Source organism: Vreelandella halophila (assembly GCF_009856365.1).
Lineage (GTDB): Bacteria > Pseudomonadota > Gammaproteobacteria > Pseudomonadales > Oleiphilaceae > Halospina > Halospina utahensis_B.
Genome location: NZ_WMEX01000013.1, coordinates 1 through 13,852, shown reverse-complemented (window position 1 = coordinate 13,852; position 13,852 = coordinate 1). Strand labels below are relative to the sequence as shown.

The 13,852-nt window shown below is 60.7% G+C and carries 11 protein-coding genes and 1 tRNA gene; 3 read left to right on the top strand and 9 right to left on the bottom strand.

Features of this window, described 5'->3' with window-relative positions:
* Positions 1–258: 258 nt before the first annotated feature.
* From GLW01_RS15410 to lpxL, 3 genes are all read right to left on the bottom strand, one after another.
* A tRNA-Phe gene (locus tag GLW01_RS15410) sits at positions 259–334 on the bottom strand.
* A gap of 64 nt (positions 335–398) precedes the next feature.
* Positions 399–671, bottom strand: coding sequence for an oxidative damage protection protein (locus GLW01_RS15405; protein WP_151440027.1), 273 nt, complete (start codon positions 669–671; stop codon positions 399–401).
* A gap of 37 nt (positions 672–708) precedes the next feature.
* Positions 709–1,680: an LpxL/LpxP family Kdo(2)-lipid IV(A) lauroyl/palmitoleoyl acyltransferase gene (gene lpxL / locus GLW01_RS15400; RefSeq protein ID WP_160899666.1), complete on the bottom strand. Its 972-nt coding sequence runs from the start codon at positions 1,678–1,680 to the stop codon at positions 709–711.
* A 138-nt stretch (positions 1,681–1,818) separates the two neighbouring features.
* Here lpxL and GLW01_RS15395 point away from each other — a divergent pair, with 138 nt between their 5' ends.
* A complete protein-coding gene (locus GLW01_RS15395; RefSeq protein WP_160899665.1) occupies positions 1,819–2,799 on the top strand; it encodes a rhodanese-related sulfurtransferase in 981 nt (326 codons plus the stop codon).
* Here the strand turns inward: GLW01_RS15395 and GLW01_RS15390 are convergent.
* Together GLW01_RS15390 and GLW01_RS15385 are read right to left on the bottom strand one after the other, a co-directional pair.
* Positions 2,792–4,000: an acetylornithine/succinyldiaminopimelate transaminase gene (locus GLW01_RS15390; RefSeq protein WP_151440024.1), complete on the bottom strand. Its 1,209-nt coding sequence runs from the start codon at positions 3,998–4,000 to the stop codon at positions 2,792–2,794. The two genes, GLW01_RS15395 and GLW01_RS15390, sit on opposite strands and share 8 nt — an antisense overlap.
* Before the next feature lie 184 nt (positions 4,001–4,184).
* Complete coding sequence (locus GLW01_RS15385) at positions 4,185–5,615, bottom strand: exonuclease domain-containing protein (protein WP_160899664.1); 1,431 nt, start codon at positions 5,613–5,615, stop codon at positions 4,185–4,187.
* A gap of 207 nt (positions 5,616–5,822) precedes the next feature.
* Between GLW01_RS15385 and GLW01_RS15380 the strand changes: the two genes are divergently transcribed.
* Positions 5,823–6,482: a peroxiredoxin gene (locus tag GLW01_RS15380; RefSeq protein WP_151440022.1), complete on the top strand. Its 660-nt coding sequence runs from the start codon at positions 5,823–5,825 to the stop codon at positions 6,480–6,482.
* Between the two features lie 99 nt (positions 6,483–6,581).
* On the opposite strand, the gene cysI is transcribed toward GLW01_RS15380, so the two are convergent.
* The 3 genes from cysI to pyk form a co-directional block, all read right to left on the bottom strand.
* The gene (gene cysI / locus GLW01_RS15375; protein ID WP_160899663.1) at positions 6,582–8,279 is read right to left on the bottom strand and encodes an assimilatory sulfite reductase (NADPH) hemoprotein subunit; all 1,698 of its coding nucleotides are present in this window, start codon (positions 8,277–8,279) and stop codon (positions 6,582–6,584) included.
* Complete coding sequence (locus tag GLW01_RS15370; protein ID WP_160899662.1) at positions 8,279–10,078, bottom strand: assimilatory sulfite reductase (NADPH) flavoprotein subunit; 1,800 nt, start codon at positions 10,076–10,078, stop codon at positions 8,279–8,281. Before GLW01_RS15370 ends, cysI begins: the two co-directional genes overlap by 1 nt.
* 203 nt (positions 10,079–10,281) lie before the next feature.
* Positions 10,282–11,730, bottom strand: coding sequence for a pyruvate kinase (gene pyk / locus GLW01_RS15365; RefSeq protein WP_160899661.1), 1,449 nt, complete (start codon positions 11,728–11,730; stop codon positions 10,282–10,284).
* A 229-nt stretch (positions 11,731–11,959) separates the two neighbouring features.
* On the opposite strand from pyk, the gene GLW01_RS15360 reads away from it, so the two are divergent.
* Positions 11,960–13,306, top strand: a complete 1,347-nt coding sequence (locus GLW01_RS15360) for a Na+/H+ antiporter family protein (protein WP_160899660.1) — start codon at positions 11,960–11,962, stop codon at positions 13,304–13,306.
* A 46-nt stretch (positions 13,307–13,352) separates the two neighbouring features.
* Here GLW01_RS15360 and GLW01_RS15355 read toward each other — a convergent pair.
* On the bottom strand, positions 13,353–13,852 hold a 500-nt coding region (locus GLW01_RS15355; RefSeq protein WP_202405781.1), incomplete at its 5' end, for a 2-oxo acid dehydrogenase subunit E2.

The window sequence follows — 13,852 nt, the reverse complement described above, 5'->3', positions numbered from 1 at the left end:
CCGGCTTCCGCCTCTTTCAACACACCGATAATCTGCTCTTCGGAAAATCGCTTCTTCATGTCGTTCATCCTCTTCTGAGAGGGACACTACTAAGTCAGAAGCGGTTAAGCTAGAGGGGAGCAGGTCACGCCGGCCCGTGATGACGCGTGTCATTGAGCGGCTTTTCGGGGGAAGTAGATCAGTGCGCCTGTGTTGACACTTGGTGGACACCTAGAAACAACAAAGCCCGCACGAGGCGGGCTAAGTCTTTGATATTAGTGGTGCCCGGAGGCGGAATCGAACCACCGACACGAGGATTTTCAATCCACTGCTCTACCGACTGAGCTATCCGGGCGACAACGGGGCGTTATTAAACCGATTCGGAGCTCCAACGTCAAGAGCCGGGCCCCGAATTCGCATTATTCTTCAGGCGGAACGAAGCCATCAGCCTCGTCGGACTCCTCGTTGTTGAAGAACGCCTCCATCTGCTCCTGCAGGTACTCCCGGGCCTTCGGGTCCAGCATGTTCAGGTGTTTCTCGTTGATCAGGCGGGTCTGGCGTGCCTGCCATTCCTCCCAGGCCTGCTTGGAGACGTTCTCGTAGATCTCCTGGCCCTTGGCGCCCGGCAGCGGCGCGAAGTCCAGGCCTTCCATGTCTTGCTGGTACTTGCGGCAGAAAACGGTTCGTGCCATTTGCGCGGCTCCTGGTTGCTTTGCGGATGCGCGGGGTTCAGCCCCGCATCATCTTGCGCAGCTTCTTCATGAATGTCTTTTTCTTCGGCGGATAGACACTGGGTTCGCCTTTCGGCCGTGTCTTGAAGCGGCGGTGCACCCAGAGGTACTGCTCCGGGTAGCGCCGGACCATCTTCTCAATCTCCTGGTTGAGACGGGTCGCGTTCTCCACCTCATCGTCGGTGGGATAGTCCTCAAAGACCGGCGAGAAGTGCACGCTGTAAACGCCATTGCCGTCCCGGAACTGGCTCAGGAACAGAACCGTGGCGCCGGTCTCCCGGGCAATCCAGGCGGGCGTGGTAAGCGTGGCCGCCTGGACGCCAAAGAAGGGAGCGAAGACGCTGTAACGGGGGCCGAAATCCTGGTCGCAGCCGTACCAGACGATATTGCCTTCCTTGATGAAGTTGATCATCTGCCTCAGCTGGCGCTTGTTGAACGCCGCCCCGCTGAACTTGCGCCGGTTGCGCTCGATGACCGCATCAAACAGGGGGTTATTGTTGGGCCGGTACATGTGGTTGAAATCGAACACGGCGTCCGCAAAGGGGCCGGCGAAATCCAGGATGCTGAAATGGCCGCCCAGCATGAGGATCCCCTTACCCCGGCGGCGGGCTTCCTCAAGATGCTCCTTGCCATGCACCTCGAGCCTTTCAATGTGGGGTTTCATGTTCCCCCACCAGGCCTTGGGGCTTTCAACATAGCCCTTGGTGGTGGCGATGATGCTCTCCCGGACGAGCTTTTCCCGCTCACGGGCAGACATCTCCGGGAAGCACAGCTCGATATTGGTGCGTGCAATTGTGCGGCGCTCGGCCCCGACGAGATAGCTCAGCCAGCCCAGGGCCCGCCCGATCACCTGCAGTACCGGAAGCGGCAGATAGGCGAGCAGGCGCAGAACCCCGATCAGGATCCAGGTTGGCCAGTAGCGGGGATGGAGAAAACGCCGGTAATAGTACTTGGGATCAATAGGACGCACGAGTCTGCTCTTATACCGCCAATCAACAGTGACCGGCCAGAATACCGATTCGCTGGCAAACGGTGAAGCACATTGCGTACAATCCCGCACTCACCATTGCTCTGGTTTTACGTTCCAGCCCGCAACGGAGGCAACCCGATGACGACCTACGCCGTCTGCGCACTCTATCGTTTTGTGCGCCTGGACGACTACGAACAGCTGCGTGAGCCGCTATACCAGTTCCTGCTGGACAACGGCATCCGCGGCACCCTGCTGCTGGCCCGCGAGGGCATTAACGGCACCGTGGCCGGCTCCCATGAGGCGATCGCCGCGCTCAAGGCGCGCCTGGCCGAAGACCCGCGCTTCGACGGAATCGACTACAAGGATTCCGAGACGGACATCCAGCCATTCAACCGCACCAAGGTGAAGCTCAAGCGCGAGATCGTCACCATGGGCATGGACGGTATCGACCCGAAGCAGTCCGCCGGCACCTACGTGAAGCCCCATGAATGGAACCAGCTGCTTCAGGACCCGGAAGTCACGGTGATCGACACCCGTAATGAGTACGAGGTGGAGGTCGGCACCTTCCAGAACGCCATCAACCCCGGCACCGAGGCCTTCCGCCAATTCCCGGAATACGCGGAAAAGAACCTGGACCCGCAGAAGCACCGCAAGATCGCGATGTTCTGCACCGGTGGCATTCGCTGCGAGAAGTCCACCGCCTATCTGAAGGAACAGGGCTTCGAGGAGGTCTATCACCTTGAAGGGGGCATCCTGCGCTACTTCGAGGAGATGCCGGAAGAGCAGTCACTGTGGAACGGCGAGTGTTTTGTCTTCGACGAGCGTGTGGCGGTGAACCAGAACCTGGAGCGCGGCCAGTACGACCAGTGCCACGCCTGCCGGCGCCCGATCACCGAGGACGACAAGCAGTCACCGAAATACCAGCAGGGCATCAGCTGCCCCAAGTGCTACGATTCGCTGACCGAGGAACAGATGGCGCGCTTCGCGGAGCGTGAACGCCAGATCCGACTGGCAAAGGAACGCGGCGAGGCCCACGTGGGCGCCGAGGCGGCGGAGGTCATCGAGCAACGCCGCCAGGCCAAGCGCGCCAGGGATGAGGCCGGGGAAGGCTCTAGCTGAGAGCCTTCCATGCGGCTTCGAGCCGGTCCAGCGCCTCGTTCAGGTCCGGCATGGGAATGTTGAGCGGCGGCGCGAAGCGCAGCACCGTGCCGCCGGCCACCAGAACCAGCACACCGGCTTCCAGCGCTGCCGAAACAAAGGCCTTGGTATTCTCATCGTAGGGGGCGGCCAGTTCCGCTCCCATCAGCAGCCCCCTGCCTCGTACATCACGGAATAATCCCGTCTCCTCAGCCATGGCCTCGAGCCAGTCAGACAGCCGCTGCTGGCGTTTAGGCACACCGTCCAGCACCTCTTTGGTGTTCACCAACTCCAGTACACGGCGGGCCACAGCGCAGGCCAGCGGATTCCCTCCGTAGGTGGTGCCATGAGTACCGACCGTGAAACTGGCCGCGATGTCTGCCCGCGTCAGCATCGCGGATATCGGAAAGCCGTTCCCCAGCGCCTTGGCCGTGGTCAGGATGTCCGGCTCCACATGGTAATCCTGGTAGGCATAGAGACGCCCGGTGCGGCCCACGCCACACTGGACCTCATCAAAGATCAGCAGCAGCCCGTTGTCATCACAGATCCGGCGAAGCTCGCGCAGGAACCCGTAATCCGCCGGGCGCACACCGCCCTCCCCCTGAACAGGCTCCACCACAATGGCGCAGGTCCTATCCGAGATCTGCTCCTTTACCGACGCCGCATCATTGAACGTCGCATGCCGGACCCCTTCCGGCCCCGGACGGAACCCATCCAGATACTTCGGCTGCCCGCCGACAGCCACGGTGAACAGCGTCCGCCCATGGAAACTGCCATCAAAGGCAATGATCTCGTGCCGGCCGTCCCCATGATGATCCCAGCTGTAACGGCGAGCCAGCTTGAACGCCGCCTCATTCGCCTCCGCCCCGGAGTTCGCAAAAAACGCCTTCTCCGCAAAGGTGTTCTCGCACAGATACTGCCCAAGCTGCAGCGCCGGCTCATTGGTCATGACATTGCTCACATGCCAGATCTTCGCCGCCTGCTCCTGCAGCGCCGCCATCACACCTGGATGCGAATGCCCCAGAGCCGTCACCGCAATCCCTCCGGCCAGATCAATGTACTCATTCCCTTCCTGATCCCAGACACGGGCCCCCTCACCGCTCACCGGAATCACATCACCGGGGGCGTAGGTGGGGACCATGACTTCATCGAAGGTGGCTCGATTTACGGAGGAATTACTCATTCAGTCAGCTCTTAGTTCGGAAAATGTCCACTCACAGCGAATTGCAGAACACTTGGACGGAGTGGTGTTGGGACTGCTTCCCGGGAAGCTCTGGAGCCAGGGATGGCGGAAGAGCAGCCTACAGGGATGTACTCGTGGCGTTTCCCGGGAAGCAGTCCCAACACCACTCCCCGGCAACCACACTTCAGTCCTGATAATCAGAGGGCCAAACAACCTCCGGCCGCGGCACCCAAGGGCACTCAATAACCCGCAACCGATGCGAGGGCGCCATCACATACTTCACCAGCAGCTTGTACGAATCCAGATCAAACGCCAGCGGCTCACGCCCCGGCTCCAGATCCCGAAGCTCCGCCTCACTGTGAACCGTCGCAAGATGCGCCCAATTATAAAGCACATGGATATCCATTCTACCCATGGCCTCATTCTCCTCCACCACCCCGATCGCCCCCTCCCAGGGCCAGGTCGTCAGCTGCATGCTGTGAAAGGCGATCTTCGTGCGCAGATTGTACCGGGTCACATCCTCCTCACCCTCACAGGCACCCCGGCACCGCCCCAACCGCCGCTGAAAGCACGGCCCAGGACCACTCTCAAGCCCCAGCAGCCGGTTGCACAGCTCATTCTTCTGGGCAATGCCCTGGAGCGCCTTCTGCGCATCCTTCTTGGAGCGGAACAGTCCGTGGTACTGATCCAGGCTGGATGGATCAATCCGCCAGCTCAGCTCCGCGCCCAGATACCCCGCCTCGGACTCTGAAAGCGCAATGCTGACCAGCCGTTTGGCCGCCCGTGAACGCCGGTTGTAGAGCGGTTTCAGGGTCTTGATCTGGTGCAGCTCCAGCAGCAAAGCCCCCAGCTCACCGGCCGTCTCCGTCCAGTCCACCCGTCGCATGCTCTGGGAAAGCTGAACCCCCCGGCTGCTGTTGTGATCCCCCGAGAAATGCGAGGCCACCCGCTGGCGGATGTTGGTGCTTTTGCCCACGTAGAGGAGGACATCATTCTCGCCGTAAAAGCGGTAGACGCCCGACGTATCCGGAAGCTCATCCAGAATGTCCGGTGAGATATGGGAGGGAATGCTGGGACGTTTCAGCAGCGCCTGGATGGCCTGATCAACCGGCTCCTCGCCCTGCTCGGACCGGGTGCACTGGAAGAACTGGAACATGGACTCCACATCGCCCATCGCGCGGTGCCGAGGCCCGGGCTCCAATCCATGACGATCGATCAGGGCATCCATGTTGTGGCGCCGGTATTCCGGGTACAGCCGGCGGGAGAGTTTCACCGTGCACAGCACCGGCGCCGCAAAGGCCTTCCCCAGCCGCCGGAACTCCGCCTTGATGAAGCCGTAATCAAAGCGCGCGTTATGCGCCACGAAGACCGCATCACCCACCTTCTCACGGAAGATCTCCGCCACCTCGTCAAAACGCGGCGCATCCACCACCATGGCATTGGTGATGCCGGTCAGGGACTCGATGTAGTGCGGAATGGTCTGCTCCGGATTCACCAGCGTCTGCCATTCCTCTATGACCTCGCCGTCTTCCCAGAGACGCAGGCCAATCTCGGTGACGCGGTCACCCGAGGCACTTCCTCCCGTGGTCTCAAGATCGATAAAGGCGAGTTTCATAGAACGCTATCCTAACAGTCCCGTATCAGCACTACGCCCCGGCCCACAGCGGGGATTGCCAGCCCCAGCCACATCAGGGATGCTACGAGGCCTTGATCTTATGCCATAACAGGAACCGCATAACCTTATCCATAAAACCCATTTTGATAAGAACGGCTGTTTATATATCCTAGTGGTAACTGACAACAACCCGCAGGAGGACGTTCAATGACCCTCAGAATTGGACAGACAGCACCGGACTTCACCGCCCAGACCACCGAAGGCCAGATCAACTTTCACGAGTGGATCGGCGACAGCTGGGCCATCATCTTCTCTCACCCGAAGGACTTCACACCGGTCTGCACCACCGAGCTGGGCTACATGGCCAAGCTGAAGCCCGAGTTCGACAAGCGCAACACCAAGATCATCGGCCTTTCCGTTGACCCGGTCGACAATCACGCCAGCTGGGCAAAGGACATCGAGGAAACCCAGGGTTGTGCACCGAACTACCCCATGATCGGTGACACCGACCTGAACGTTGCCCAGAAGTACGACATGCTGCCGGCGGACGAGGAAGGCGAAGCCGAAGGCCGCACACCGGCGGACAACGCCACCGTGCGCTCCGTGTTCATCATCGGGCCGGACAAGAAGATCAAGGCCATGCTCACCTACCCGATGACCTCCGGCCGGAACTTTGACGAAGTCCTGCGCCTGCTGGACTCCTGCCAGCTGACCGCCAAGGAAACCGTCGCCACGCCGGTTAACTGGAAGCACGGCGAAGACGTGATCATCCCGCCGAGCGTCAGCGACGAGGAAGCGCAGAAGAAGTACCCGGAAGGCTACGTCACGCACAAGCCTTACCTGCGGACGGTCAAGCAGCCGAAGTAACCAGTCCGGCGGCACGACACAAAAAACCCGGCTTACGAGCCGGGTTTTTTATTGAATACAAGCATCAAGCTAGCAAGGAGAGTGCGGCAGGTTTGAGCCTTACTCCAACGCCTCATGGAACATCGCCGGCGTCCGCTCCGCCTCGACGATTCCAGCACGCACCAGGAAATCCCCAAAGTACTCCCCGGCCTCCCGCTCAGCCGCATACCGCTCCAGCATCGGATCGAGGATCCCCAGAATGGTCGCCTCGTCAATGTTCTCGCGGTACAGCCGGTTCATGCGCTCACCCTTATGGTCCGCGCCCAGGTACAGGTTGTACTTACCGAGCGCCTTACCGGTCAGGCCGATCTCGCCCAGGTAGGGCCGCGCGCAGCCGTTCGGGCAACCGGTCACCCGTACGTTGAGCGCCTGATCCGACAGTCCGTGCTTGGCCATAAGCTCATCCAGCTTTTCCACCAGCGTCGGCAGGTAGCGCTCGGACTCCGCCATGGCCAGGGCACAGGTCGGGAAGGCCACGCAGGACATCGCATTGCGGGCCAGCGGCGTGGCTTTAGTGCCATCACGCAGACCGTACTGATCCACCAGGCGCTGGATGGTGTCCTTCTGCTCCGGGGTAACGTTAGCCAGCACCAGGTTCTGGTTACAGGTAATACGGAACTCACCCGTATGCACTTTGGCGATTTCACGCAGGCCAGTACGCAGCGGGTAACCATCCCAGTCTGCGATCCGGCCACTGTCGATGTGCAGGGTCAGGTGGCTGTTGCCGTTCTCACCTTCGACCCAGCCAAAGCGGTCACCGTTGTGATCGAACTCATAGGGCCGCGCCTCTTCCATCGGCTGACCGTGGTACTCGGTGAACTTCTCACGGAGCCAGTCCAGGCCATGGTCATCAATGGTGTACTTGAAGCGCGCGTGGGAACGGTTGGTGCGCATGCCATGGTCGCGCTGGATGGCGGTGATCGCCACGCAGGCATCCGCCGCCTGGTCCGCCGGCACAAAACCGGCGACTGTGCCCAGGCGCGGATAGGTCTCGGGCTCGCCGTAAGTGGTGCCCATGCCGCCGCCCACAGCGATGTTGAAGCCACGCAGCTCGCCGCCTTCAACAATGGCGATCAGGCCAATGTCGTTGGCGAAGACGTCCGCGTCGTTCTCCGGCGGAACCGCCAGCGCAATCTTGAACTTACGCGGCAGGTAGTAGTAGCTGTAGAAGGGCTCTTCCTCTTCGCCCACACGGTGCACGCACTCCTCGCCCAGCCAGATCTCGGCGTAGGCACTGGAGCGCCACATCAGGCGCTCACTGATTTCATCGGAGAGCCGGTGAATCTCCGCATGGAGCTGCGACTCGTGCGGGTTCACGTTGGAAACCACGTTGCGGTTCACATCACCGCAGGCACCCTTGGAATCAATCCCCAGGGCGTTCACCCGCTGCATCAGGGTGCGCATCTTGTTCTTGAACACGCCATGGAACTGGAACGTCTGGCGCGTGGTCAGCCGCAGTGTATGGTTGGCGCACTCATCGGCCACCTCATCCAGGCCCAGCCACTGGGTTGGTGTGAGCACCCCGCCCGGCAGACGCAGACGCACCATGTGCATGTACAGCGGTTCCAGCTTCTGTTTGCGGCGCTCGTCGCGCACGTCGCGGTCGTCCTGCTGGTAACTGCCGTGGAACTTGGTCAGCTTGGTGTCCGCTTCCGCGATGGCACCCGTGGCCTCATCCGCCAGGCTCTCCGCAATGGTGCCACGCAGGTAGCGACTCTCGCGCTTGATGATCTCGGCTTCTGGGAGTTTATCGGCCATCAGTACACATCCCGTTGGTAACGTTTCTCGCGGGCAAGATCCCGCAGGTATTCGGTGGCCTCATCACGGCTCTTGTTGCCTTCATGGGCAATCACGTCGATCAGGGCCTCGTTCACGTCCGGTGCCATGGCATCCGCATCGCCACAGACGTAGAGGTAGGCGCCGTCCTGCAGCCAGCTCCAGAGCTCCGTGGCGTAGTCCCGGATCCGGTTCTGGACATACACCTTCTCCTCCTGGTCCCGGGAAAAGGCCACTGTGAGGTGATCCAGCAGCCCCTGTCGGCGCCATGTCAGCCACTCGCTCTGATAGAGGAAATCCATGTGGAAGTGCTGCTCACCGAAGAACAGCCAGTTGCGCCCCCGGGCGCCACGTTCCTCGCGCTCCTGCATGAACGCCCGGAAGGGCGCCACGCCGGTTCCCGGCCCGATCATGATGACAGGCGCATCATCATCTTCCGGCAGCTTGAAGTTCTTGTTCGGATCAATATACACCGGAACCGTAGCGTCGTCCTCAAGCCGGTCCGACAGCCAGGTGGAGGCAACGCCCTCCCGTTCCCGGTTATGGGATTCGTAACGCACCGCCGCCACGGTCATGTGGACCTCTTCATCCACCGCCGCCTGACTGGAGGCGATGGAATAGAGACGGGGTGGCAGCTTGCGCAGCATGCCTGTAAGAGTGTCCGCCCCAAGCCCTTCCGCCGGCCAGGTTTCAATCAGATCCAGCAGATCACGGCCACGCATCCAGTCCGTCAGTCCCGCCTGGTCGCCCACCAGCTTCTGCAGTTCCGCATCCCCGCAGTAAGCCGCCCACTGTTCCATCAGCGGCTTCGTGAGCACGGTGATCTCACGGTAATGCATCAGGGCCTTGGACAGAGTGGTCTGGGTCTCGCCCAGTGAGACGGTCTCTTCCGGGTCCAGCCCCAGTTTTTCAATGATGGCTGCCACCAGGTTGGGGTTGTTCTGGGGGTAGATGCCCACGGCGTCGCCGGGCCTGTAGGTCAACCCGGAATCCTCCAGGGAGAGCTCAATGTGGCGCGTCTCCTTGTTGGAGCCACGGCCGTTGAGCACCAGGTTCTCAAGCACCGGCGCCGGGAAGGGATTCTTGCGGTCGTACTGGGACTTGCCGGGCGCTCCGCCCGCACTCTGCCCACTGCCAGCGGAGACTGCCGCACCGGCCTTCGCCTCGATGGCATCCAGCATGGCCGTCACCCAGGCCTCTGCCGGGTCATCGTAGTCGACGTCGCAATCCACCCGTTCAACCAGCTGGCTGGCACCCAGCTCCGCAAAGCGCGCATCAAAGTCCTTGCCGGTCTGGCAGAAATGCTCGTAGCTGGTGTCGCCCAGCGCCAGCACGCCGTAATGGACGCCCTTGAGCCCGGGGGCCTTGCGGCTGTGTATGAACTCGTGGAAGTCCAGGGCGCCGTCCGGCGGGTCGCCTTCGCCATGAGTCGACGCCAACACGGCCACGAAGCTCTCGCTCTTGAGCTGGCGGGGTTTGTAATCCGCCATATCCACGACCGAGGCCTTGATGCCCCGGGCACTGGCCTGCTCGCCGAGCATCTCGGCCACACCCTCGGCATTGCCGGTCTGGGAGCCGTAGAGCACGGTCAGTGAGGGCGCTTCCACGCTGGCCGCCGCAGCGGCCCCACCGGCGGAGGGCTGGCCGGTCTGGGCGGCACGCCAGCCGGCCAGATACCCGGAGAGCCAGTCAATCTGGTGACCTTCGAGGTTACCCAGCACGTCATTGAGCTGTCGGGCTTGCTCGTCGGTCAGGGGTGAGTTGCTTGATGATAGAGTCATCAGGAATAAGCACCTGTTTTCCAATAGCACGATGGCCTAAAGGATAACAGGCAGAGGTTATCGCTTTAACCCATTTATCACTCTTTGCTTATGGGTTTTGCCGATATCAGATAATGGCTTACTAGGTGAACGCAAAAAGCCGGCCTGCGCCACACTGGCACAGCCACAGTAACGGTTGCCCCGAGACGGGGCGGTAACCACGCTTACTGGATGTCCGCCCCGACCCGGACAATTTTCATCGTGTTCGTGCCCCCCTGGGCATTCACGTAGTCGCCCTTGGTGATCACCACACGATCCCCCTCTGCCACCACGCCCCAGCGCACCAATTGTTGAACCGCCAAAGCGTTCGTCTTCTCATTGGGAATCTCGAAGGCATCAAAGGGAACCGTCTGAACCCCGCGCAACAGGGCCACGCGATGCTGTGTGGAATGGTGTCGCGAAAAGGCGAAGATGGGCAGGCTGGACTTGATCCGGGACATCAACCTGGGTGTTGCCCCCGACTCCGTCATACAGATAATGGCTGTAACGCCTTCTAGATGATTCGCCGCATACATGGCGGATAGTGCCACCGCCTCGTCCACATGCGCCATGGCTTCATGGATACGGTGCTGGGACTGACCCATGGTGGGATGCTTTTCAGCGCCCAGGCAGATCCGCACCATCGATTTCACTGCCTCCACAGGATAGTCGCCCACCGCTGTCTCAGCAGAAAGCATGACGGCATCGGTGTAGTCCATCACCGCGTTGGCCACGTCGGAAACCTCCGCACGGGTCGGCATGGGACTGGTAATCATGGACTCCATCATCTGGGTGGCGGTGATGACACCGCGGTTCAGCACCCGGGCGCGATGGATGATGTGCTTCTGAACACCGACCAACTCAGCATCACCGATCTCCACCGCAAGATCGCCCCTCGCCACCATGACCACGTCGGATGCCTCAATGACCGCATCCAGGGCGGCCTCATCATGGGCCAGTTCGGCACGCTCAATTTTAGCAACCAGCCCCGCTTCAGAGCCGGCCTCTTTCAAAAGCCGGCGCGCCGTATGCAAGTCCTCGCCACTGCGCACGAAGGACACCGCCACGTAGTCGGCCCCCAATCGGGCGGCCGTCACAATATCCTCTCTGTCTTTAGCCGTAAGCGCATTAGCGGACAACCCACCGCCACGCTTGTTCAGTCCCTTGTTGTCGGAAAGAACACCGCCAACCAGAACCCGGGAAGTGATGCTGTTATCGCCCACCGACACCACCTCCATTTCGATAGCGCCATCGTCCAGGACCAGAACGTCCCCCGGCGTCACGTCATCAACCAACTGTTCATAATCGATGCCCACCTGCTCGTTGGTGCCGGCATCCTTCGCCAGGGTGGCGTCCAGCACGAACGACTGGCCGGCTTTCAGGGTTACCTTGTTCTCCCTGAACCCCGAAATCCGCAGCTTCGGGCCCTGGAGATCCGCCAGCAGCGCGACAAAACGCTGCTGGGCAGAAGCGGCTTCCCTGACCCGCTTGGCCCGATTGATATGTTCCTGAGCACTGCCATGGGAGAAGTTGAGCCGCGTCGCATCAACCCCCGCCCGTATAATCGCGGCAATCGATTCGGCCGAGTCCGTGGACGGGCCGAGCGTTGAAACTATTTTGGTTCGCCTGAGCATTGAGTTGGTCCTATGATTACCCGGGGATCACGTGCCCCATTCAGTGTCGTACTTGGCCCTTACTGTAACGTGCCTGCCACTGGCATGGGTATCGCGGTCGCCCAATCGCGGCATAAAGGCTGGATTGATGATCACCCAGGTGACGGCGGCGGGTCTGGCAAGCGAAAATATGGCGCTTTTGCGTCCCCACAGTGTGGACTGCAAGTACGTACCCCCAGGAGCCTGTTTAATGAACGCCGTTGTCCTGGCCATCCTTGTGATGGTTTCCCTGAGTCTTGCCCGTGTTTCCGTTGTCTTCGCCCTCATCGTGGCCACCCTGGTGGGCGGTCTTTGGGCAGGCATGCCTATTAACGAGATCCTGAGCGCATTCAATGACGGACTGGGTGGGGGCGCCAAGGTGGCCCTTTCCTACGCCGTTCTTGGGGCCTTTGCCGTGGCTCTTTCCCGTTCCGGGATCACCCAGCTGCTGTCGCGCAAGGCGATTGAGAGGCTGCATCTTGATGAAGGAATTCCACACCGCCAGCGCATCATCCTGATGGTGCTGGGAGTCCTGCTCGCCGCAGCTGTAAGCTCACAGAACCTGATCCCCGTGCATATCGCCTTCATTCCGGTTCTGGTTCCCCCGCTGCTGAAATTCATGAATCACCTGCAGCTCGACCGCCGCGCGGCGGCCTGTGTCATTACCTTCGGTATCACCGCTCCCTATATGCTGTTACCAGTGGGCTTTGGCTCCATCTTCCTTCACGACCTGCTGCTCGCAAACATCAACGAGAGCGGCGCGGACATGGGACTGGCGGTGACCGAGGACATGGTACCGCTGGCCATGGGCATCCCCATTAGCGGCATGGCCATCGGTCTAGTCGTGGCGGTGTTATTCAGTTATCGCAGCCAACGCACCTATGAAGACCGCGACCTTGCCCACGGGGATGAGACGCCAGAGGAAGCGGCCAGCCACCTGAAGCTTTGGCAGAAGGGGGTATTGGCGCTATCACTCATCGGCACAGTCACCGTTCAGCTGCTCAGTGGTTCCATGGTTGTTGGCGGTATCTTCGGCTTTGCGATCCTGTCGGTGAGTGGTGTTTTCCACTGGCGCGAGCAGGATACGGTTTTTACCGAAGGCATGCGGATGATGGCACTGGTGGGGTTCATCATGATTTCCGCTTCCGGCTTCGCCAGTGTCATGGAGGCCAGTGGCGCCATTCAATCACTGGTGACCAGCTCCACGGATATCATAGGTAACAACCCCGGACTGGCCGCCCTGGTCATGCTGGCAGTGGGTCTGTTTATTACCATGGGGATCGGCTCATCTTTCTCAACGATCCCGATCATTTCATCGCTCTATGTGCCGCTGGCACTGAACTTCGGTTTCTCCCCCATGGCCACTGTGGCACTGGTTGGAACGGCAGCCGCGTTGGGGGACGCAGGCTCACCGGCATCCGATTCCACCCTGGGCCCAACGGCGGGCCTGAATGCCGACGGCCAGCACGACCACATCTGGGACAGCGTGGTCCCAACCTTTATTCACTACAATATCCCGCTGATTGTCTTCGGCTGGATTGCAGCCATGACGCTCTAGCGCTCAATGAAGCGCCTGGCCTGCAATGCGGGCCAGGCTAATCCACCTACATGATCAACTCACGCAGATCGCCCAGAACCCTCGACAACAAAGCACTGAAGCGGGCTGCATCCGCCCCGTTGATGGCCCGATGGTCGTAGGACAGCGACAGCGGAAGCATCAACCGTGGCTGGAACTGGGTGCCATCCCAGACCGGCTCCGTAGAGGCTTTTGAGGCGCCAAGAATCGCCACTTCGGGCGAGTTCACGATCGGCGTGAACGCGGTACCCCCTATTCCCCCCAGGCTGGTGATGGTGAAGCAGGCACCGCTCATGTCGTTATTGGTAAGCTTCTTGTCCCGAGCCTTTCCGGCCAGCTCCTGGGCTTCTTCCGCGAGCTGCCAGATACTTTTGCGATCCACATCCCGGATCACCGGCACAACCAGCCCATTGGGTGTATCCACTGCGATGCCGATGTGGCAGTAGTGCTTCTGGATGATCTGCTCGTTCGCCATATCCAGTGACACGTTGAACTGCGGATAGGTGGTGAGCGCATGGGCACAGGCCT

Coding starts and splice junctions, on each gene's coding strand:
- GLW01_RS15405 (WP_151440027.1), bottom strand. CDS start 671: ATGGCACGAACCGTTTTCTGCCGCAAGTACCAGCAAGACATGGAAGGC.
- GLW01_RS15395 (WP_160899665.1), top strand. CDS start 1,819: ATGACGACCTACGCCGTCTGCGCACTCTATCGTTTTGTGCGCCTGGAC.
- GLW01_RS15390 (WP_151440024.1), bottom strand. CDS start 4,000: ATGAGTAATTCCTCCGTAAATCGAGCCACCTTCGATGAAGTCATGGTC.
- GLW01_RS15385 (WP_160899664.1), bottom strand. CDS start 5,615: ATGAAACTCGCCTTTATCGATCTTGAGACCACGGGAGGAAGTGCCTCG.
- GLW01_RS15380 (WP_151440022.1), top strand. CDS start 5,823: ATGACCCTCAGAATTGGACAGACAGCACCGGACTTCACCGCCCAGACC.
- cysI (WP_160899663.1), bottom strand. CDS start 8,279: ATGGCCGATAAACTCCCAGAAGCCGAGATCATCAAGCGCGAGAGTCGC.
- GLW01_RS15370 (WP_160899662.1), bottom strand. CDS start 10,078: ATGACTCTATCATCAAGCAACTCACCCCTGACCGACGAGCAAGCCCGA.
- pyk (WP_160899661.1), bottom strand. CDS start 11,730: ATGCTCAGGCGAACCAAAATAGTTTCAACGCTCGGCCCGTCCACGGAC.
- GLW01_RS15360 (WP_160899660.1), top strand. CDS start 11,960: ATGAACGCCGTTGTCCTGGCCATCCTTGTGATGGTTTCCCTGAGTCTT.